20 protein-coding genes and 2 pseudogenes are annotated in these 21,001 nt (G+C 68.9%); 17 read left to right on the top strand and 5 right to left on the bottom strand.

Translation table 11 applies throughout. From position 1 onward, the window contains the following. Positions 1-7: 7 nt before the first annotated feature. Entirely contained in the window at positions 8-790 is a 783-nt protein-coding gene (locus ACFQBT_RS06945; RefSeq protein ID WP_377821449.1) for an LLM class F420-dependent oxidoreductase, read from the bottom strand. A 33-nt stretch (positions 791-823) separates the two neighbouring features. Between ACFQBT_RS06945 and ACFQBT_RS06950 the strand changes: the two genes are divergently transcribed. Next, entirely contained in the window at positions 824-1,870 is a 1,047-nt protein-coding gene (locus ACFQBT_RS06950) for an alpha-hydroxy acid oxidase (protein ID WP_377821451.1), read from the top strand. Between the two features lie 78 nt (positions 1,871-1,948). Here the strand turns inward: ACFQBT_RS06950 and ACFQBT_RS06955 are convergent, their stop codons facing one another. Further along, entirely contained in the window at positions 1,949-2,569 is a 621-nt protein-coding gene (locus ACFQBT_RS06955) for a nitroreductase family protein (RefSeq protein ID WP_377821452.1), read from the bottom strand. 318 nt (positions 2,570-2,887) lie between these two features. On the opposite strand from ACFQBT_RS06955, the gene ACFQBT_RS06960 reads away from it, so the two are divergent. The 8 genes and pseudogenes from ACFQBT_RS06960 (at position 2,888) to ACFQBT_RS06995 (ending at position 10,726) form a co-directional block, all read left to right on the top strand. Beyond that, positions 2,888-3,976: a beta propeller repeat protein gene (locus ACFQBT_RS06960; protein ID WP_377821454.1), complete on the top strand. Its 1,089-nt coding sequence runs from the start codon at positions 2,888-2,890 to the stop codon at positions 3,974-3,976. Next, positions 3,973-4,944, top strand: coding sequence for a GNAT family N-acetyltransferase (locus ACFQBT_RS06965; protein WP_377821456.1), 972 nt, complete (start codon positions 3,973-3,975; stop codon positions 4,942-4,944). The genes ACFQBT_RS06960 and ACFQBT_RS06965 overlap by 4 nt, the downstream gene beginning before the upstream one ends. Next, positions 4,911-6,365 (top strand): annotated as a pseudogene (locus ACFQBT_RS06970) (acetate--CoA ligase family protein); the annotation flags it as partial. The gene ACFQBT_RS06965 and the pseudogene ACFQBT_RS06970, both read left to right, overlap by 34 nt. A 320-nt stretch (positions 6,366-6,685) precedes the next feature. Next, on the top strand, positions 6,686-7,282 hold the full coding sequence (locus ACFQBT_RS06975) for a DUF5998 family protein (RefSeq protein ID WP_377821458.1): 597 nt from the start codon (positions 6,686-6,688) through the stop codon (positions 7,280-7,282). Next, the gene (locus tag ACFQBT_RS06980; RefSeq protein ID WP_377821460.1) at positions 7,279-8,424 is read left to right on the top strand and encodes an alkaline phosphatase family protein; all 1,146 of its coding nucleotides are present in this window, start codon (positions 7,279-7,281) and stop codon (positions 8,422-8,424) included. Before ACFQBT_RS06975 ends, ACFQBT_RS06980 begins: the two co-directional genes overlap by 4 nt. 21 nt (positions 8,425-8,445) lie before the next feature. Next, positions 8,446-9,141: a thymidine kinase gene (locus tag ACFQBT_RS06985; protein WP_377821462.1), complete on the top strand. Its 696-nt coding sequence runs from the start codon at positions 8,446-8,448 to the stop codon at positions 9,139-9,141. Further along, on the top strand, positions 9,138-10,151 hold the full coding sequence (locus tag ACFQBT_RS06990) for an MFS transporter (protein WP_377821464.1): 1,014 nt from the start codon (positions 9,138-9,140) through the stop codon (positions 10,149-10,151). The genes ACFQBT_RS06985 and ACFQBT_RS06990 overlap by 4 nt, the downstream gene beginning before the upstream one ends. Beyond that, positions 10,070-10,726 (top strand): MFS transporter, encoded by a 657-nt coding sequence (locus tag ACFQBT_RS06995; protein WP_377821466.1) that lies wholly within the window; start codon positions 10,070-10,072, stop codon positions 10,724-10,726. The genes ACFQBT_RS06990 and ACFQBT_RS06995 overlap by 82 nt, the downstream gene beginning before the upstream one ends. Here the strand turns inward: ACFQBT_RS06995 and sepH are convergent. Next, positions 10,698-11,933 (bottom strand): septation protein SepH, encoded by a 1,236-nt coding sequence (gene sepH, locus ACFQBT_RS07000; protein ID WP_377821468.1) that lies wholly within the window; start codon positions 11,931-11,933, stop codon positions 10,698-10,700. The two genes, ACFQBT_RS06995 and sepH, sit on opposite strands and share 29 nt — an antisense overlap. A gap of 133 nt (positions 11,934-12,066) precedes the next feature. Between sepH and ACFQBT_RS07005 the strand changes: the two genes are divergently transcribed. The 6 genes and pseudogenes from ACFQBT_RS07005 to ACFQBT_RS07030 all read left to right on the top strand — a co-directional run bounded on the left by ACFQBT_RS07005 (position 12,067) and on the right by ACFQBT_RS07030 (position 16,276). Beyond that, positions 12,067-13,185 carry a ferrochelatase gene (locus ACFQBT_RS07005; protein ID WP_377821470.1) on the top strand — a complete coding sequence of 373 codons (1,119 nt, stop codon included), beginning with the start codon at positions 12,067-12,069 and terminating at the stop codon, positions 13,183-13,185. Between the two features lie 5 nt (positions 13,186-13,190). Next, complete coding sequence (locus ACFQBT_RS07010; RefSeq protein WP_377821472.1) at positions 13,191-14,027, top strand: inositol monophosphatase family protein; 837 nt, start codon at positions 13,191-13,193, stop codon at positions 14,025-14,027. 270 nt (positions 14,028-14,297) lie between these two features. Then, positions 14,298-14,597: a DUF4193 domain-containing protein gene (locus ACFQBT_RS07015; protein WP_109684373.1), complete on the top strand. Its 300-nt coding sequence runs from the start codon at positions 14,298-14,300 to the stop codon at positions 14,595-14,597. 10 nt (positions 14,598-14,607) lie between these two features. After that, positions 14,608-15,060: a dUTP diphosphatase gene (gene dut, locus ACFQBT_RS07020; protein WP_377821475.1), complete on the top strand. Its 453-nt coding sequence runs from the start codon at positions 14,608-14,610 to the stop codon at positions 15,058-15,060. A 252-nt stretch (positions 15,061-15,312) separates the two neighbouring features. Next, positions 15,313-15,903 (top strand): annotated as a pseudogene (locus ACFQBT_RS07025) (DUF3710 domain-containing protein); the annotation flags it as partial. 1 nt (position 15,904) lies between these two features. Beyond that, on the top strand, positions 15,905-16,276 hold the full coding sequence (locus ACFQBT_RS07030; protein ID WP_377821477.1) for an OB-fold nucleic acid binding domain-containing protein: 372 nt from the start codon (positions 15,905-15,907) through the stop codon (positions 16,274-16,276). Between the two features lies 1 nt (position 16,277). Here ACFQBT_RS07030 and ACFQBT_RS07035 read toward each other — a convergent pair whose 3' ends face one another. Next, positions 16,278-16,970: a potassium channel family protein gene (locus tag ACFQBT_RS07035; RefSeq protein WP_291524894.1), complete on the bottom strand. Its 693-nt coding sequence runs from the start codon at positions 16,968-16,970 to the stop codon at positions 16,278-16,280. Between the two features lie 14 nt (positions 16,971-16,984). Further along, on the bottom strand, positions 16,985-17,647 hold the full coding sequence (locus tag ACFQBT_RS07040; protein ID WP_377821479.1) for a potassium channel family protein: 663 nt from the start codon (positions 17,645-17,647) through the stop codon (positions 16,985-16,987). 57 nt (positions 17,648-17,704) lie between these two features. On the opposite strand from ACFQBT_RS07040, the gene ACFQBT_RS07045 reads away from it, so the two are divergent. Both ACFQBT_RS07045 and ACFQBT_RS07050 read left to right on the top strand, forming a co-directional pair. Further along, positions 17,705-19,714, top strand: a complete 2,010-nt coding sequence (locus ACFQBT_RS07045; protein ID WP_377821481.1) for an APC family permease — start codon at positions 17,705-17,707, stop codon at positions 19,712-19,714. Between the two features lies 1 nt (position 19,715). Next, the gene (locus ACFQBT_RS07050; RefSeq protein WP_377821483.1) at positions 19,716-20,999 is read left to right on the top strand and encodes a class I SAM-dependent RNA methyltransferase; all 1,284 of its coding nucleotides are present in this window, start codon (positions 19,716-19,718) and stop codon (positions 20,997-20,999) included. The last annotated feature ends 2 nt before the right edge of the window (positions 21,000-21,001 follow it).

Below are 21,001 nucleotides of genomic sequence, written 5' to 3' on the forward strand. Positions count from 1 at the left end.
CCAGTGTCTACAGGCTGTCGCGCCAGGCCACGAATTCCTGCACCCGCGTCAGGTCGTAGTCCGGGCCGCCGGTGCCGACGGTGAACTGGGTGACACCCTGCTCCAGCAGCTTCGGGCCGATCTCCGTCGCGGGACCGGCGTCGTTGGGCACACCCAGCGAGATCTCGATGTCCTCGAAATTGCGCCCGACCGCCTCGCAGTGCCCCTTCAGGACCGAGATCTTGTGATCCAGGGTTTCGCCGGTCACGAATGTGTGCCACACGTCGGCATGCTGGGCGACCAGGCGCAGCGTCTTCTTCTCGCCGCCGCCGCCGATCAGCACCGGGATCTTGCGGGTCGGCGCCGGGTTCAGTTTGCCCAGCCGGGACTCGATCCGCGGCAGATCCTCACGCAGCTGATCGAGCCGGCCGCCCGCCGTACCGAAGGTGTAGCCGTACGCGTCGTAGTCCTTCTCGAACCAGCCCGACCCGATACCCAGGATCAGACGGCCGTCGCTGATGTGGTCGACGGTGCGGGCCATGTCGGCCAGCAGCTCGGGGTTGCGGTAGCTGTTGCAGGTCACCAGTGCACCGATCTCCACCCGACTGGTCTGCTCCGCCCAGGCCGCGAGCATCGTCCAGCACTCGAAATGCTTGCCCTCGGGTTCGCCATACAAAGGAAAGAAGTGATCCCAGTTGTAGGCGATGTCGGCGCCGAGATCTTCGACGCGGGCCACCGCGTCGCGGATCTGTGCATACTCCGCGTGTTGTGGCTGCAGCTGAACACCGATGCGAACAGGTCGTGTCGTCATAGGCTCGATAGTAGGGACCGGAACGGGGAAGGGATGTCACTAGTGGAGGGGAGCTCGGAGGCTGCCGCGCGAGAGGTGCTGGACCCGGACGTCTGGCACTACGTCAGTCGAGGGGCCGGTGGCAACGTGTCCGTCGGCGAAGCCGCCGGTGCGTGGCGGACGTACCGCTTCCGGCCTCGCGTCCTGCAGGACGTACGGCGGGTGGAGACTGATCTCGAACTGTTCGGGACCTGGCGTACGCCGATCGGCATCGCCCCCAGCGCATTCCACCAGCTCTATACGCCGGCGGGCGAACTTGCCACTGCCGCAGCGGCATTCGCGTGCGGTGCGCCGATGGTCCTGTCCAGTCGGACCACCACGCGGCTGGAAGACGTCGCCGCGGTCATCCAAGGGCCGTGGTGGTTCCAGGTCTACGTCATGCGGGACCCGAGCATCACTGCTGCAACGGTACGGCGAGCGCGCGACGCGGGAGCCAGCGCGCTGGTGCTCACGGGGGACACGCCGTACGTCGGATATGTCCCACCTACGGGCACGGCCCGCCCGCTGCCGCTCACCGACGAATTGGCTCTGGCCAACGTCGCCCAGCACTTACCGCACGAAGGCGTCGCCGACATCTGGGAGCTCATCGACCAGGACGCCGGCATCACCGTCGACACGATCGAGTGGTTGGCCAAGGAGTCGGGGCTGCCGGTGATCGTCAAAGGCATCCTGCGCGGCGATGAGGCGATCCGCTGCGTCGAAGCGGGCGCAGGCGGGATCTGGGTGAGCAACCACGGCGGGCGCCAACTGGATGGCGCCCTACCCACCGCGCGTGCGTTGCCCGAGGTGGTGGCTGCGGTCGAGGGGCAGGTCCCGGTGGTCGTCGACGGCGGAATCCGCTCCGGCACAGACGCATTGGCGGCGTTGTCCCTCGGCGCGAGTGCGGTGTTCCTCGGCCGGCCGGTGATCTGGGGCCTGGCCACCGACGGTCAGGCAGGCGCCGAACGCGTCGTGGACGAGGTCACTGCGCAGCTGCGGCACGCGATGGGCCTGGCGGGCGCGACCAGCCTGGCGCAACTCGATCCGTCGCTGGTGGCCTGAGCCCGGCCACTTTCGGATCGGGATTCACCCCGGATTCTCGCGGCGAGGTGGATCCCGATCCAGAAACCGGGCGATGCGTCAGGGCGCCGGCGCGAAGGGCGCGCCGAACCGCCCGGAGTGGAACACCTCATCGACCCCGCGGCGCGCCCGTTTGCGCGGGCTCCCGGTCGGCTTGTCCTCGGCGGAATAGCCCAGGGCGACCACGCCGACGACGTTGCGATCCTCGGGGATGGCCAGCGCTGCACGTACGGCGGGTAGATCCTCCACCTGTACCCCGAAGAAGAGCGCGCCCAGGTCGGCATCGACCGCCAGCAGCAGCATCAACATGGCCGCCATTCCGGTATCGACGTCCCAGTAGAAGACCGGCCAGTGCTTGTCCTCACCGTCCTGGAACGGTTTGTCCTTCTCCTGGTAGCGCTTCAGGTAGGTCGATTTGTCCGACAGGCACACGATCAACGTCGGGGCGTTGCGTACGCCTGCGAGCCACGAGCCGGGCCAGTTCTCGCTGGCCATCGCGTCCCAGAACGGGTCACGCTCGCTACCCTGCAGCACCACGAAATCCCAGCCCTGGCTGAACCCGGCGCTGGGGGCGCGTAATGACAGTCTGGCCAGTTCGGCCAGCACCTGCGTCGGCACCTGCCGGTCGGGGTCGTAGTTGCGGATCATCCGCCGCTTGCGGATTGCGTCCTTGAGTTCCACATGCCACTCGTATCACGGCGGCCGGCCAGAGGTGCGGACTACCCTGGGCAACGTGCCGGAGCCCATCGTCGATCAGCCGGTCGCCGAGGCTGCCGGTCAGTCCCCGCACCAGGGGCGCATTCCGTGGCGCGGTGTCTCCGTGGGTCTGGGGGTCGCGTTCGGTCTCATGGTCGTCGCGTTGGCGGTCTACGCCCTCACCCTGCACCCGCTGGGCGGGCAAGTCCGGCGTGGCGAGGCGGTCAACCCCGGGCAGGTCTTTTCCGGCACCGACGTGACCAGCCCCCGGTCGAGACCCCCAGCCCACAACCTCCCGAGCCCGTGCCACCGGGCCTTCGCAGCTGGTCGTTGTCCAATGCCGGTTCGGGGTCGCTGTTCGCCCTGGGCGCCGCCAACTGCTCCGACGACGTCTGCCCCGTCCTGCTGCGCTCATCGGACGACGGGACCTCCTGGAACTCGGTGCAGACCTTCAGTGATGCCGACACCTCCAGCGCCAGAGGCGATTTCGTGCCGTCGGTGCAGCCGGACCGTGCGGTCACGCAGACCCGGTTCCTGGATCCGCAGCGCGGGTACGTCTTCGGCGGTGATCTGTGGCTCACCCGCGACCGCGGACAGACGTTCACCCGGATGCCGCACGTCGGTCAGACCGTGCTGGACGTGGCGGTCGATGCGAGCAAGAACCGGGTCGCGGTGCTGGCGTCCGACGGCTGCGTCCAAGGAACCTGCACCGGACCGGTCTATCTGAGTCTGATCAAACCCTCGGACAACGCGGTGACCGCCGTGACGGCGAGTCTGGTCCCGACCATCGCCGTCAGCTCGGCATCCCTGGTGCAATCCGACGGCCAGGTATTCGTGCAACTCAGCGGCAGCCCGACCGGACCGTTCGACGCCTATGCGGTCAAGGGCAGTGCGCTGGCGCCGATGAAGGCACCGACCGCCTGCCGCGGGACCGGCATCGGCGCCCTGACCGGGGTGGCGGCCGGAAAAGGGATGTACGCCGTGTGCGCGCCCGTCGCGGTAGGTGACCGCACGTCGTACACCGTCATCCGCTCCGAGAACGATGGCGGATCCTGGTCGGTGGCCTCCGTCGGCGCGCTCACGCTGCCGTCGATCGGCCAGGTGAGTCTGGCCGCACCGGATCCCGCCGTACTGGTCGCCGCGAGCGGCGGTCCACGCGGTGACGTGGGCTTCGTACCCAGGGGATACGCGGCGCTGGTGCGCTCTGAGGACGCCGGCCGGTCCTTCGCGCCGCCGAAGACGGCTCCGTCGTCGGCGACCGGTTTCGACGACGTGATGACCAGCGGTGATTCGACGCTTTACGCCATTCCTCGCACCGCCTCGGGATACTGGACCAGTGGGGATGATGCGGTTACGTGGCGCTATGTCGATCCGGCGGGGGAGAAGCGATGACTGACTACCCCCAGCACTGGGAGGCGGACGTCGTCCTGCGGGACGGTTCGGTGGCCCAGGTGCGGCCGATCAAACCCTCCGACGGGGATGCGTTGCGCGCGTTCCACGACGCGCAGTCGCCCGAGTCCACCTACTTGCGATTCTTCGCGCCGATGAAACACCTGTCAGACAAGGACGTGCACCGGTTCACCCACGTCGACTACGTCAACCGGGTGGCCCTGGTGCTGCGCAGCGGTGACCGGTTGGTCGGCGTGGGTCGGTTCGACCGGTTCGACGACGGCCGGAAGGCCGAGGTCGCCTTCAACGTCGCCGACTCCTTCCAGGGTCGTGGGGTCGGTTCGGTGCTGCTGGAGCACCTGGCCGCCATCGGCCTCGAACTCGGCGTGGAGGAATTCGTCGCCGACGTACTGCCGCAGAACATCAAGATGCTGTCGGTGTTCACCGAGGCCGGGTACGCCGTGAAGCGGGCCTTCGAAGACGGCGTCGTGGCCCTGTCCTTCCCGATCGAGCCCACGTCGGCCTCGCGCCAGGTCGTGGTGGCCCGGGAGCAGCGTGCGGAGGCCACCAGTCTGAAGGCCCTGCTGACCCCGCAGTCGGTGGCGGTCGTCGGTGTCAGCGAGAAGCAGGACCGACTCGGTCGCCGGGTGTGGCAGCAGGTCGCCGACGGAGGTTACACCGGCACGCTCTATGCCGTGAATTCCTCGGTGCACCAGTCGATTCCGGGAGTCACGATCTACCAGCGGGTCACCGATCTGCCGGAGCCGGTCGATCTGGTGGTGATCGCCGTACCCGCCGGCGCGACGCTGGCGGTCATCGACGACTGCGCCACCCTCGGCGCGCGCTCGGTGACGGTGCTGTCGGAGGGTTTCGCCGAGGCCGGCGAGCAGGGGTGCGGTTGCAGCGGGAACTCCTGCGGCGAGCGCGCGACGGCGGGATGCGGGTGCTGGGGCCCAACTCCTTCGGCCTGATCAACGCGGAGACACCGGTCCGGCTGAACGCTTCCCTGGCCGATCGCCTGCCGGACCCCGGCGGCCTCGGCCTCTTCTCCCAGTCCGGTGCTCTCGGCGTGGCGGTGCTCGACTTCGCCCAGTTGCGCGGTTTGGGCATCAGCCAGTTCGTCAACGCCGGAAACCGGGTCGACGTCTCCGGTAACGACGTGATGCAGTACTGGATCGAGCACGACGAGACGACGCTGGTCGGCCTCTACCTCGAGTCGGTCGGAAACCCCCGCAAGTTCTCCCGCATCGCGCGTCGGCTGTCCGAGCGCAAACCGGTGATCGTGATCAAGCCGGGCACCTCGTCGTACGGCGTGCCCGCCGGTCACCGCGTGCGCGGCACCCACGCGGACCCCCGGGCGTTCCAGGCGATGCTCGACCAGGCCGGCGTCATCCGGGTGGACGATCTGCACCGCATGTTCGACGTGGCCCAGTTGCTGCTGCACCAACCGGCGCCGCGCGGCCGGCGGGTGGCCATCGTCGGCAACTCCGATGCACTCGGCGCGATCGCCGCCGACACCGCGGTCAGTCACGGACTGGAGGTCACCCGCGGGCCCGTGAACCTGCCGGCCGAGTCGGCCCTGGAGGACCTGCGCGAGGCGTTACGCGACGCTTTCGCCGACTCCTCGGTCGACGCTGTCGTCACCAACTTCATGCGCCAACAGCAGGGCGATGGTCGCGAGGTGGCCGCCATGCTGGCGGAAGTCAGCTCGATCAGCGAAAAACCCTGTGTGACAACGATCCTCGGCGTCCAAGGCGTTTCTGAATCACTCGCGGCCGGGACGCTGGAGGATGGTAGCCGCCGTGTCGTGCCCGCCTATCCGCTGCCGGAGGACGCCGTTCGGGCCGTGGCCCTGGCCGCTCAGCGCAGTGACTGGGCCAATGCCGACCGTGGCGACCTCGTGCTTCCGGAGGGCATCGACACGGACGCGGCCCACGCGGTGATCGACCGGGTGCTGCAGGAGGCCCCCGACGGTCGCGACCTCACGGCGCAGGAGGTGGGCGAGTTGCTGGCGGCGTACGGCATCACCCTGTGGCCGGCGCGGCCGGTGGCGTCTGCGGCGCAGGCGGAGTCGGCAGCCAAGGACATCGGGTACCCGGTGGTGGTGAAGTCGGTGTCGCCGCGGGTGCGCAGCCAGACGATCACGGCGGTGCGCGCGGACCTGCGGCACAAGGTCGCCGTCCGGGACGCGTGGACCGCGCTGCACGAGGCACTCTCGCCCACCGGGGACGCACAACTGGTCGTCCAGCACATGGCCACCCCGGGCGTGGCCTGCGTGATCGAGTCCGGTGAGGACCCGCTCTTCGGCCCCGTCCTTCGCTTCGCGATCAGCGGCGCCCCTGAGGAGATGGGCGACGTGGGTTACCGGATCCCGCCGCTGACCACCGGCGACGTGCGTGACCTCATCGGCTCGGTGCGCGCAGCCCCTGCTGCACAACGTCGGAGGCGGCGGCGCCATCGACCGGCCGGCGCTGGAGGATCTGATCGCGCGGGTGGCGGTCCTGGCCGATCAGCTGCCGCAGGTTGCCTCGCTGCGGCTCAGCCCGGTCAACACCCATGCCGGCGGTATCGATGTGCTGGACGCTCAGTGCTCGGTCGCGCCCCCGCAGTCCCGCCAGGACACCGGGCGGCGCGCGTTGTCCGCCGGTTGATCGCGTGGCGGATCGACACGCCCGCGTCCCACCGTGGGTCCGAGGTGGGAGGATGGCCGACATGTCGGTCACACGTCAGGTCACCTCGTCATCGCTGCCCAAGGCACTGGTCGATGACATCGGCAACGCCGGGTACTACCCTGTGCTGGTCTGCGACGTGGTGGCCGCGGCGCTCGGCGGCGATCAGGTGGTGTCCCACCTGGTCCATTGCGAAACCACGTTCGACGCCAGCACGGTCCGCCGGCACATCACCGTGCTGATCCTGACGCCCACCCGGCTGGTGCTGGCCCATACCGATGATCACGGGCCGACCGAGACCGAAGGCGCCGGGTCCTTCGCGACCGCCACCACCGAGACGGTTCCGTTGTCCGCCGTGCGCGGCGTGATGCTGGCCCATGTCGTGGCCGACCCGGAGAACTACGAACCCGGCTCGCTGGGCCGTGAACTCACCGTCACGATCGGCTGGGGCACCGTGTCCCGGGTCGACCTGCTACCCGCCAGTTGCGCCGACCCCGACTGCGAAGCCGACCACGGCTACGACGGCACCATCACCGGTGACGACGTCGCGCTGCGGGTCAGCGCCGACGCGGACGGCGACGCGGTGCTGCAACAAGCGGTCCGCTTCGCCGCGGCCCTGTCGTCCGCCCTGGCCGGTTGAGCACCGACCTGCCCGTCCCCGGTTACGGGGCCAGCGATCTGGCCGGGGTGCTGCCCCGGGTCGTGGCGTCGCTGGGGGTCGCCCACCCGACGTACGCCGAGCTGTCGCCTACCCTCCCACCGGCACGGTCCGCGGTGGTCGTCCTGCTCGACGGTCTGGGCCTGGAGCTCCTGCGCACCCGCAGCGGCCACGCGCCGTACCTGCGCAGTCTGCTCGCGGCGGGCGCGGACCAGGCCGGCACCGCTGGGTTCCCCGCCACGACCGCCACGAGCATGGGCACGTTCGGCACGGGATTGTCGCCCGGTCGGCACGGCCTGGTCGGCTACCTGGTCCGCGACCCGGCCCGGGATCTGCTCTTCAACGAGCTGGACTGGATCGATGGCCCGGATTCGCTGTCCTGGCAACCGAATCCGACCGCATTCGAGATCGCCGGCCGCGACGGCATCGAGGTCACGATGGTCGGCGCGGGCTACTTCGACGGTTCCGGTCTGACCAAAGCCGCGCTGCGCGGAGCCAAGGTCCTCAGCTCCTACCGGCTGTCCGAACGCGTCGACCTGACCCTCGCCGCCGTGCGCGGCAAAGGTCGATCGTTGGTCTACCTGTACTGGGGCGACATCGACCGGATCGGGCACACCACCGGATGCGGCTCGCTGCAGTGGGTCGAAGAACTCGAACGGGTCGACGCCGAACTAGCGCGCCTCGCGGCCGCGCTGCCACCCGGCGTGTCGCTGACGGTCACGGCCGACCACGGCATGGTCGATGTGCCGTTCGAGGATCGCATCGATCTATCCGCCGATCCCGAACTGGTCGCCGGCGTACATCTCACCGGCGGCGAGCCGCGCGCCCTGCAGCTCTACACCGTGCCCGGTGCCGCGGAAGATGTCGCGACGACGTGGCGGGACCGGTTCGCCGGCTCCGCGTGGGTTCTTACCCGCGATGAGGCGATCACGGCGGGCCTGTTCGGCCGGGTCGACACCGCCGTCCGCGACCGGATCGGCGACGTCCTGGTGGCCATGCGCTCGAACGGCTGTGTCTACGACGCGCGGACGATCAAACCGGTGCTGCTCGAACTCGTCGGTCAGCACGGCTCGCTCACCGATGCCGAACTGTTCGTGCCGGTGCTGCACGCGCCGGCCAACTGAGCGAACGGGATACTGGACCCCATGGCCGATCTGGTGTTCTTCGCCGGGACGATGGACTGCGGCAAGTCCACCCTGGCCCTGCAGATGGATCACAACCGGCGTGCCCGCGGCCACCGCGGCGTGCTCTTCTGCAAGCTGGACCGGGCCGGGGAGCAGATGATCTCTTCACGATTGGGCCTACAGCGCCCGGCGGTCGAGGTCGGCGACGACATGGACTTCTGGGCCTACCTGGTCGACCTGGCCGTGGGTGGCACCGTCGTGCAGTACCTCATCTGCGACGAGGCGCAGTTCTACACCGCTGCCCAGGTCGAGCAGTTGGCCCGCATCGTGGACGAGATGGACATCGACGTCTACGCCTTCGGCATCACCGCCGACTTCCGCACCGAGCTCTTTCCCGGCTCCAAGCGACTGGTCGAACTGGCCGACCGGGTCCAGGTGCTGCAAGTCGAGGCACTGTGCTGGTGCGGTCGCCGGGCCACTCACAACGCCCGGTTGGTCGACGGTGAAATGGTGACCGAGGGCGAGCAGGTGGTCGTGGGCGATGTCGACGACACCGCTGACCGCGCGTCGCTCCCAGTCTCGGCCGACACCGCGAACCACAGTGGGACAGTGGAATACGAGGTTCTGTGCCGACGCCATCACATGCGCCGGATGACCTCTGCGCGGGCCCGTCAGGCGGCCGCCCAGGTGTTGCCGTTCGACGAGGCGCGGTCGTGACCGAGCACCGCGGGCCGGACCCGCACGAGGATCAAACCCCTTTCCGGTACGCCGATGGGTCGCCCATGCGCCCCGACGAAGCCCCGACATGGCCGCCCCTGCACGTTCAACGCCGTGCGGTCACCGCGCCGCTGCCGCAGATCGAGCAGACCCGGCCGGCTCCGGTCAGTGCCGGCGACGAGAGCCTGGCGGGGCCTGGCGGATCGCAACCGACGCCGCGCAGGGGCCGGCGCGTCGTACGGGCCACCAAGACCGCACCGAGCCGGTTGCTGCACGCCACCCGGCGCGCCACCGAAGCCCAGGGGGCGGGAGAGAGCGGCCTGTCCCGACTGATCGAGGTGCACGCGCTCAGTTCCGCCGGCGACGCCGCCCTGGCCGTCGGCTTGGCCGGGACGGTGTTCTTCGCCGTCCCCAACGGGCAGGCCCGCGGCCAGGTCCTGTTGTTCCTGTTGCTCACGATGTTGCCGTTCGCGATCATCGCGCCCCTGGTCGGCCCGTTGCTCGACCGCTTCCGGCGCGGCCGGCGTTGGGCGATCGGCGCGACTCTGGCCGGGCGGGCGTTCCTGTGCTGGGTCACCGCGCAAACCATCGAGGACCATTCGAACTGGCTGTTCCCTTGTGCGCTGGGCGTTCTCGTGCTGTCCAAGGCGTATCTGGTGACCCGGTCCGCCGCCGCTCCCCGGCTGCTGCCCTCGCAGCTGACCCTGGTCAAGGCCAACGGCCGGCTGTCGCTGGCCGGTGTCATCGGTGCGGGTGTCGGCGGTGTCCTGGCCGGCGGGGCCGCCAAGGTCGGGCCTGCCTGGTCGCTGCGGGTGGCGTTCGTCCTCTTCGTCATCGGCACGGTGCTGGCGATCCTGCTGCCGGCTCGGGTCGACTCCAGCGAGGGGAGGAACCCACCGATCTGGTCGATCTCGCCCGCGGGCAAGGCATGTCGGCCCTGGGGATCGGGCCGGACGTCGTCACCGCCCTGCGCGCCAACGCCGGTCTGCGGTGGCTGTCCGGCTTCCTGACCATCTTCCTGGCCTTCCTGGTGCGCGCGCATCCGTTCCCCGGCTGGGAGGACCGCCAGACCCTGCTGTTCGCGCTGGTGCTCGGTGCGGCCGGCGTGGGCAACGCGCTGGGCACGGTCATGGGTGCGTTGCTGAAGATCGCCAGCCCCCGGATGATCGTCCTCGGCACGCTGCTTGCGGATGCGGTGGTCATCCTGATCGCGGCAGCCCGGTTCAGCATCGTCACGGCGGTGCTGGTCGGTCTGGTTGCCGGTATCGGTCAACAACTGGGCAAACTCGCACTGGACTCGCTGATCCAGGACACCGTCCCGGAGGAACGCCGCACCAGCGTGTTCGGTCGCTCGGAGGCGTTGCTGCAGTTGTCCTGGGTCTTCGGCGGCCTGGTGGCCGTGATCGTTCCGCTCAAGGCCACCGTCGGAACGGTGGTCGCCGCAGTCCTGGTCGTGGGCTGGACGATCGTGGTGATCACCTGGCACACCGGTCACCGGTTACCGCTGCCGCGGCGGGCGCGCAGGCGAGGGAATGGGAACGGTGCGGCGGACCCGCTCAGTCCCGAGCGCGACGACCGAACATGATGTCGTCCCAGCTGGGCACGCTGGGCCGACCGGACCGAGCCGCCGACGGGCGGTCGGGCACGACGGGCGCCGGTTCGTCCTCGTCGATGACGTCGCCGGAGACCGGCGGCGCGTCGGTGACGTCGATCTCCATGTCCTCCTCGATGACGGCGCCGTCGTCGGTGTCGTCGTAGAGCTCGGCGTCGGCGAAGTCGTCCTGGGCGAGGGCCTCGGTGAGAAGTTGTTCAGGCGGCGTGGGGTCGTCGACCTGGGTGAACAGATCCACCGTTCCTGTCACCGGATCCACCTCGGTGGCCGCAGTTTCGGTGACGTCCGAATCTGCCGTCCCGGGTGGTTCAGCCGGCGGCTGGTCCGCGGCGGCCGTGCGCTTCTGCTTGGTGCGCCGGTTGGCGCCGCGGCGTCGGATTGCCGACACCAGATCGACCGGCTCCGACTCCTGCGGCGCGGCGGCCAACGGTGCAGTGTCGTCTTCCTCGGGCGCGTCCGGCTCGGGGACCACCGGCGCGCTCTGGGGTTGCGGCTCACTGGCTCGGAAGAACGGCCCGGCGGGCCGGCTCGCCGGTCGCGGGCGTGGCGTGGCGCCGTGTTCCAGTCCGCCGTCGGCGATCACGTCGTACGGCGCCGCGACGCGCGTGGCCGGGATGAGTCCGGCGGGGGAGTCGTCCTCGCTCAGCCACCGGGATTCATCGTCGATCGGGACGGCGCGGCGGTCCGAAGGGTCGAACGCCCACTCCGCCCGGCGGGCGCGCCCGCCGGCTTCGAAGGCACAGACAACCGTCCAGGCGTTGGTCGTCACGTCGCGGAACGCGTCCCAGTCGATCTCCTCGGCGTCCACCCCGCGCCCCGCCAGGCGCTCGGCGACCTGTTCGGCGAACGTCCCCTCCGGCGTGGGCAGTGCCTGCACCAGGGAGGAAACGTACTGGCGTTCGGCGCGGATCGGCGGTTCGTAGCGTTCGACGCGCCTGGCCTCCCAGCCGGTGCGCTCGGCGACCTCGTGCACCGTGCCACCGGCCCGCAGCATGGACTGGACGTCCTTGGCGGTGGCCGGCGCGGCGAGTTCTGGTAGCTGCGCGGCCGGTCGCGGCGTGCGGCGCAACGTCGCCCGCAACTCATCGGTGAGCGTCATGGTGTACTCGACACCGTCCGCGTCGGAGAGCACCAACTGCCCGCCGTCGTCGCTCACGCGCGTGAAGTGCAGTTCACTCATCGTCCCGCCCCATGTCGGATGTACTCGATCGAAACGGGCCGTCGCTGGACCGGCCCACCGCCCAACGATGCCATGCCGAACCCGAAGGAATGCCGGTGGCACGCCGGGCGGCGCGTGCTCGTAGGGTTTGGACGTGCCTACTTCTCAGCCTGCGATCGCCTCCGTCGCGCCGTACGACGCGGTCGTCCTGCTCTCCTTCGGCGGTCCGGAGGGTCCGGAGGAGGTCATGCCGTTCCTGCGCCGGGTGACCGGCGGCCGCGGGATCCCGGACGAGCGGCTAGCCGAAGTCGCCCACCACTACGACCTGTTCGGTGGCAAGAGCCCGATCAACGACCAGTGTCGCGCGCTGCGCGCTGCCTTGGAGGCAGATCTTCGCCGGCGCGGGATCGACGTACCCATGCTCTGGGGCAACCGCAACAGCGAGCCGTTCCTGACCGACACCCTGCGCGATGCGTACGACGCGGGCGCGCGCCGGGTTCTGGCCATCACGACCAGCGCCTACTCGTGCTACAGCTCGTGCCGGCAGTACCGCGAGAACATCGCCGACGCATTGCAGACCCTGCAGGACGAGGGCCGGGAATTGGTGGTGGACAAGGTCCGTCAGTACGCCACCCATCCCAGCTTCGCGCGCGTCAACGCCCGGCTGGTGACCGACGCGGTCCGCGAGATCGGCCAACCCGACGATGACAAACTGCGGATCGTCTTCGTGACCCATTCGATTCCCGAGTCGATGGACGACACCTCCGGGCCGGGCGACGGTGAGGGGAACCTCTACGAGCACCAGCACGACGAGATCGCGCACGTGATCCTGGACGAGGCCGGATTCACGCTGGACCGCGAACTGACCGGTGCCCTGGTCTATTGCTCGCGATCCGGGCCGCCGACCCAACCCTGGCTGGAGCCGGACGTCAACGATCATCTGCGCTCCTTGGCCGCCGACGGCATCACCGATGTCGTGGTCGCGCCGATCGGCTTCACCTCCGACCACATGGAGGTGAAGTACGACCTGGACGTCGAGGCGCGCCAGACTGCCGACGAACTGGGCCTGAACATGGTGCGCGTGCCGACGGTCGGGGTGGACCCCGAGTTCGTGATCGGACTGGTCGATCTGATGACCGAGCGCGCTGCGCAGGCGCGCAACGTGCCGGTGGAGATGGTCGCGTGGCCCGGTGAGGCGATGCCGCCGGTGTGCCGGCCCGGGTGCTGTCCCAACCTGCGTGAGGCACGTCCGGCCGCCTGCGGCATGGACTGATCGCGGTGAGCGACGATCTGAGCCTGGCGGCCCTCGGAACGCTGGAGACCATCTGCCGGGAGCTGGCCGTGCAAGCCGGCGAACTCATCGTGCGGGAACGCCCCGCCGACCTCGGGGTGGCCGCCACGAAGTCCAGTGCCACCGATGTCGTCACCGTCATGGACCGGCGCAGCGAGCAACTGCTGCAGGAGCAACTGCGCCAACGTCGCCCCCACGACGGGATCCTCGGCGAGGAGGGCGCCTCGGTCGAAGGCACCAGCGGCATCACCTGGATCGTCGATCCCATCGACGGGACCGTGAACTACCTCTACGACATTCCGGCGTACGCCGTGTCCGTCGCCGCGTGCGTCGGTGACCCGGGCGGGGAATGGCAAAGCGTCGCCGGGGCGGTGTTCAACCCGGTCAGCGGTGAACTGTTCCACGCCCGCCGCGGGGGCGGGGCGTTCCTGCGATCGACCGGCCCCGCGGCGTCGGTGACGGCGTTGTTCGTCAGCGGGGAGTCGGCCCTGGGACAAGCGCTGACGGGGACCGGCTTCGGTTATGACCCGGACAAGCGCGCGCAGCAGGCCCGAATCCTGACACGGGTGTTGCCGCGGGTGCGCGACATCCGCCGGGCCGGCAGCGCTGCACTGGATCTGTGCGCGGTGGCGGCCGGCCGGCTGGACGTCTACTACGAATCCGGGCTGAACGCGTGGGACCGCGCGGCCGGCCAGTTGATCGTGACCGAAGCCGGCGGCGTCGTGCGTGGCGTGGGCTCGCAGCCGTCACGCGAGCTGACCCTCGCCGGGCCGACGGTCCTGGTCGACGCGCTGCACGACGTACTGGAATCGGCGGGGCACTAACGGCGTACCGCCGGATGGAATGTACTCGCCGGTAAGGGTGTTCCCTGGCCGTGCAAGCACGTATGCTGCCGCCTCCTGGATCTGACGGAGGGATAGTCCACAAGGGGCCCGGTGCGGGCGCTGCCTTTCAGGTAGGGCAGAATTCCGGGCCGGACGGGCACATATGAGCTACAGCGTGCGTTAGACGGCGCACAGGGTGCGGTGCATCCATGGCCGCGCCACCCAGATTTTCTTCGACCCAGAGAACGAGAGAAGCGAGTAACCCTCGAAATGGCAACTGATTACGACGCCCCGCGCAAGACCGACGACGACATCGAGCACGACTCGATCGAGGAGCTGAAGTCACGACGGGTCGACAAGAACGCGGCGAGCGTCGATGTCGATGAGTCCGAGCAGGCTGAAGGTTTCGAGCTGCCCGGTGCCGACCTGTCCGGTGAGGAGTTCACCGTCACGGTGATCCCGCGCCAGGCCGATGAATTCACCTGCTCCCGCTGCTTCCTGCTGCATCACCGCAGCCAGCTGGCCAAGGAGGTCGGCGGACTGCCGGTCTGCAGCGAGTGCGCGGCCTGAGCCACCGCCGGTGAGCGCATTGCGCATACCGGTCAGCCGGATCGATCCAGATCTGCCGCTGCCGGCCTACGCCCGCCCGGGTGACGCAGGACTGGACCTGCTCGCGCGGGTGGGCGTTACCTTGGCGCCCGGTCATCGGGCGTTGATCCCGACGGGCATCGCGCTGGCCCTACCGGAGGGGTACGCCGGGTTCATCCACCCCCGTTCGGGGTTGGCGGCCCGCCACGGCATCACCACGCTCAACGCTCCCGGGACGGTCGACTCGGGGTTCCGCGGTGAGATCCATGTGAATCTGATCAATCTGGACCCGCGCGAATCGTTTGCGATCACTCGCGGTGACCGCATCGCTCAGCTGGTCGTGCAGGCGGTGACCGTCGTGCAGTGGGATCCGGTGGACGTGCTGCCGGACAGCGTGCGGGGCGCCGGCGGGCACGGTTCGACCGGAGGCTTCTCGCAGAAGTAACCTCGGAAGAGGGCGACCGGCAGGGACCGGCCGAACGACGATTCGAAGGACGGCAGTGGGCATCTTCAAGAAGCGCGCCAAGGACGGCGCCGCGACCGGTGACAACCCGGATGAGGTCATCGAGGCCCCGGGGAAGTCTCCGAGGACACCGGTGGGCAGGGCGCCGACACCGTAGAAGCCGCCGATTCCGCGGACGCCGATGTCGAGGAGCCGGTCACCGTCGAGGTCGATCGCTCCGCCGGTCCGTTCGACGTCACCGAAGTCGATGACGACGTCGAGCGTGTCGACTTCGGCTCGTTGCGGTTCGCCGTGTCGCCGGACCTGCAGCTGCAGGTCGACGCCGACGAGACCACTCAGCAGTACACCGGCGTGACCGCCATCTCCGACGGTTCCGCATGCCAGATCCAGGCGTTCGCGGCCCCGAAGAGCCGCGGCGTGTGGCGGGAGATCCGCGGGGAGATCGCGGACAACCTGATCGCCGGCGGTGGAAGCACCGACATCCTCGACGGCCCATTCGGTCCGGAGTTGCATGCCACGATTCCCAGCCAGGGCCCGGACGGGCGCACCGTGCTGGCGCCGGCCCGGTTCCTCGGCATCGACGGACCGCGCTGGTTCCTTCGCATCGTCCTGTCCGGCAACGCCGCGGTCGATGAGGCCGCCGCCGAGCCGCTACTGGACTTCGCTCGCTCTGTCGTGGTGGTCCGCGGTAGCGAACCGCGGGCCCCACGGGAGTTGCTGGAGCTCACGTTGCCCGAGGCGTTGACCCAGGCATCTGCAGAAGCTGCCGCAGCGACCGACCTGAACCCGTTCGAACGCGGCCCCGAAATCACCGAGGTGCGTTGAGATGGGTCTGTCCCGCACGCTGAAACGGCTGACCCGCAGCGCGGAAGCGCACGAGCAGGACGAGCTGCGCGAAACCCTCGATGAGCTGGGCGGTACGCCGATCGACCAGGTCGAGGACAAATGCGTCACCGAGTGCTGTGGCACCGTCCGCTCCGTCAGCCTGCGGCCCCGTCAGGACGATGTACCCGCACTGGTCGTGGACCTGGACGACGGTCACCGCACCATGAATCTGGTCTGGCTCGGCCGGCGCACCATCGCCGGGATCGAACCCGGTGTCTTCTTGAAGGTCAAGGGTCGGGTGCTGTTCAAGAAAGGCGTCCCGACCATCTACAACCCGGCCTACGAGATCAAGCCGGTCGCCCACAAGGGCTGATCTAGAAGGATTCGATCGTCCGGATCGTCTCGGGGCTGCGCCCCGTCAGCGCAGCGCCCAACTCGGCCTCCGCATCCGAGGTCGTCAAGAAGAGCAGCTCATCCAGGGCCTCGACGGTGTCGTCGTCACTGGGCGCCAGGGGTTGTTCGTCGCGGATGATCCCCACCAGCACCGAATCGGCCGGCAGCTTCAACTCCCGGACCGCCCGCCCGATGGTGGGGCTGTCCTCCGGCACGGTGATCTCCACCATGGTGGCTCGGCCTTGCTGGAACTGGAACAGTCGCACCAGGTCACCGACGGTGACGGCTTCCTCGACCAGTGCGGTCATCAACCGCGGCGTGGACACCGCGACGTCGACACCCCAGGCGTCGTCGAACATCCATTCGTTCTTGGGATTGTTGACCCGGGCGACCGTGCGTCCGACACCGAACTCGGTCTTGGCCAGCAGGGAGACCACGAGGTTGGCCTTGTCGTCACCGGTGGCGCAGACCACCACATCGGAGTCCTCCAGCGAGGCCTCCACCAAGGTCGCGATCTCACAGGCGTCACCCAACAGCCAGGACGCATCGGGGACCTGGCGGGTGCGCCGCTCATCGGCGTACTTGTCGATCAACAGCACTTGGTGGCCGTTGTGGAGCAACTCCCGGGCAATGGAGCGCCCGACGCTGCCGGCTCCGACGATGACGACGCGCATCATGAATTCCTTACTCAGTCAGCGGGTTTGGGGGCGGCCAACTGGGCTTCCACGTCGGCGAGACGGTCGGTTCCGACGAGCAGCTGCAACAGGTCGCCCTCCTGCAGAACGGTGTCCGCTGCCGGCAGCATCGCCTCGCCGAGCCGGGTGACGTAGGCCACCCGCGCCCCGGTCTCCTGCTCGATGAAACGCAGGGGCGAACCGATCCACGACCGGTGCGGGGGCACCTCGGCCAGAGTGACGCGGCCACTGGGGTCGGTGTGCAGTTGTACGGCGCCCTGCGGCACCAGGCGCCGCAGCACCTGATCGGCGGTCCACCGGACCGTGGCCACCGTCGGGATCCCGAGCCGCTGATAGATCTCGGCCCGGGCGGGGTCGTAGATGCGGGCAACGACGTGGTCGACGTCGAAGGTCTCGCGGGCAACGCGCGCGGCCAGGATGTTGGAGTTGTCACCGGAAGAGACCGCCGCGAAGGCGTAGGCATCCCGGATACCGGCGCGCACCAGCGTCTCGCGGTCGAAGCCGACACCGGTGACGCGGCGGCCTTCGAAGCTCGGTCCCAGGCGGCGGAAAGCGGATTCGTCCTGGTCGATCACGGCGACCTGTTCACCGCGCTGCTCCAGCGCGAGCGCCAGGGTGGAGCCGACCCGCCCGCATCCCATGATGACGAAGTACACGCCTGGAACGGTACCGGAGTCGCTGCGCGGGGCAGCGAGGCGGCATACTCTCGCCTTGTGTCAGGAACCAGTCGGGCGCTGAAGCGTCTCGTCGTGGGCCGCGCCATGCGCAGCGACCGACTCGGAGACACGTTGCTGCCCAAGCGGTTAGCGCTGCCCATCTTCGCCAGCGACGCCCTGTCATCGGTCGCGTACGCACCCGACGAGGTCCTCATCGTGCTGGGCAGCGCTGGCGGTGCGTTCGCGTTCACCCACTCGTGGCAGATCACCCTCGGTGTGATCTTCGTCATGGCGGTGGTGGTGGCGTCGTACCGGCAGAACGTGCATGCCTACCCCTCCGGCGGAGGCGACTACGAGGTCGCAACCGTCAACCTGGGCCGCCGCGCTGGTCTGGGAGTGGCCTCCGCGCTGTTGGTCGACTACGTGCTGACCGTCGCGGTGTCGGTGTCCTCGGGTATCCAGAACGCCTCAGCCGCTTTACCGTTCGTGCGCGGCAAGGAAGTCATCTTCGCCGTCCTGGTCGTCGTCCTGCTGACGGCGATGAACCTGCGCGGTGTCCGGGAGTCCGGCGCCGTGTTCGCCGTACCCGTCTACCTGTTCATGCTCGGCGTCTTCACCCTCGCGGTCGTGGGATTCGTGCGCAAGATCAGCGGCAACTTGCCGCTGGCCGAGAGCGCTCAGTTCACTCTCGGCCCGCAACAGGGTATGGACACCCTCGGTCAGGTCGCCATGCTCTTCTTGCTGCTGCGTGCGTTCTCATCGGGGTGTGCCGCACTGACCGGTGTCGAGGCGATCTCCAATGGCGTGCCGGCCTTCCGCAAACCCAAGAGCAAGAACGCCGCCACGACGCTGCTGATGATGGGCGGCATCGCGATTTTCATGCTGGCCTCGATCGTGACGCTGGCCAACTGGACCGGCGTGCAGATGCAGGACCCTGACCATCCCGGCAACCTGCTGATGAACGGCCAGCCGGTGCAGGACTATCACGAGGACACCGTGCTGGCGCAGTTGGCCAAATCGGTCTTCAGCGGTTTCACGCCGGGTCTGGTCTTCATCGCGATTATCACTGGCGTGATCCTGATGCTCGCGGCCAACACCGCATTCAACGGTTTCCCGGTGCTCGGTTCGATCCTGGCGCGCGACGGATGGCTGCCGCGCCAGTTGCACACCCGGGGCGACCGGTTGGCCTTCTCCAACGGCATCATCACGTTGGCGGGGATGGCCATCGTCCTGATCGTGCTCTACGACGCCGAGACGACCCGGTTGATCCAGCTCTACATCGTCGGGGTGTTCGTCTCCTTCACCCTCAGCCAGAGCGGCATGATCCGGCACTGGAACCGCCACCTGCGCACCGAGACCGACCCCGCCGTGCGGCGCCGGATGATGCGCTCGCGGGTGATCAACGGTGTCGGTGCGGTCATGTCGGGGCTGGTGCTGATCGTGGTGCTGCTGACCAAGTTCCTGCACGGTGCCGGCTACGCGGTGGCGGCGATGGTGGTGCTGTTCTTCCTGATGAGCGCCATCAACCGGCACTACGAGCGGGTCGGGCGTGAGCTTGCTCTGGCCGACGCCGACGAGACCCAGCAGTTGTTGCCATCGCGGGTGCACGCGATCGTGCTGGTCTCCAAACTGCACAAGCCGACGATGCGCGCGCTGGCCTACGCGCGTGCCACGCGGCCCTCGGTGCTGGAAGCGGTGACCGTGAACGTCGAGCCCGCCGAGACCGAGGCGTTGCAAGCCGAATGGGAGAAGCGCCAGATTCCGGTACGCCTGAAGATCATTGCCTCGCCCTACCGGGAGATCAGCCGGCCGGTGATCCAGTACGTGAAATCCATCCGGCGGGACAGCCCTCGCGACGTCGTGATGGTCTACCTGCCCGAATACGTGCTCGGTAAGTGGTGGGAGCAGTTGCTGCACAACCAATCCGCACTCCGCCTCAAGGCACGTCTGCTGTTCACTCCCGGCGTGATGGTGGCCAGTGTGCCCTGGCAGTTGGACTCGGCCCAGGGGCACGAGGAGCGGGTCTACGACGGTCCGGCACCGGGCGCCGTACGGCAGGGTCGCTGACGTGCCCGGTCGCCGCTCGGCGCACCGTCGGCCGCGGTCGCGGCAGACGCGCGGTCGCTCCCTCGTCGGGACGCAGTTGACGCTTGAGATCGGCAACGTCGCGCACGGCGGGTTCTGCGTCGCGCGCGCCGACGGACGCGTGGTCTTCGTGCGGCACACGCTGCCGGGGGAGCAGGTCGTCGCGACGGTGACGGAAGGGGACACCGAGTCCCGGTTCCTGCGCGCCGACGCAACGCAGATCCTGGTGGCGTCACCGGAACGTCGTTCTGCCCCGTGTCCATACGCCGGTCCCGGGCTGTGCGGGGGCTGCGACTGGCAGCACACGTCGGCGGCCTACGGACGGGTTCTGAAGGCGCAGGTGGTGGCCGAGCAGTTGCGCCGGTTGGCCACGTTGGACGTGCCGGTCACCGTGGAGCCGGTGCCGGGGGACAGCGACGGTCTGCGCTGGCGGACCCGGGTGGAGTTGGCGGCGGCCGCTCCCGGGCGGGCAGGGGTTCGCCTCGGGATCCGCAAGCACCGTTCACACGAGGTGCTTCCGGTGGACGACTGCCTGATCGCGGTCGAGGACGTCACGGCCACCGCGATCTTCACCGAGGTCTTCGACGAGGGCATCAGCGGAGCCGACGTCGCCGTCGGATCCGATGAGACCGTCGTCGTCGAATTGCCGAACCACGATCCGGTGCCTTCGCTGCGGCAGGAAGTGCTCGACCGATCGTTCCAGGTTTCGGCCCGCGGCTTCTGGCAGGTGCACCCGGGGGCGGCCTCGACCTTTGCGTCGGTAGTGCTGTCCGCGCTGGATCCGCAGCCGGGTGATCACGTGCTCGATTTGTACTGCGGAGTGGGGCTGTTCACCGCCTTCTTGGCGGCCGCCGCCGGGCCGAGCGGCCGGGTCCTCGGGGTCGAGGGGGACGCGCGAGCCGTCGAAGACGCGCAGGACAACATTCCGACGAACGCGACCGTCGTGCGATCCGACGTCGAAGCCTTCTTCGAATCCGGCGGCGTGGAAAGCGAATTGGGCGCGGTAGACCTACTGGTGCTGGATCCGCCGCGGGCCGGGGCGGGTCGAGCGGTCATGCAGGCCGCGCTTGCCCGCAGGCCCAGGCGCGCGGCGTACGTCGCCTGCGATCCAGCGGCGCTTGCCCGGGACCTGGCCTACGCAGCCGAACACGGTTACCGGTTGGCCTCGCTTCGGGCGTTCGATGCCTTCCCGATGACCCACCACGTCGAATGCATCGCAATCCTCGAACCAGATGCCCGGGGTACGACGATCGACGGGCTGGTCTGAGC

It is taken from the genome of Branchiibius cervicis (genome assembly GCF_042661605.1).
Classification (GTDB): domain Bacteria; phylum Actinomycetota; class Actinomycetes; order Actinomycetales; family Dermatophilaceae; genus Branchiibius; species Branchiibius cervicis.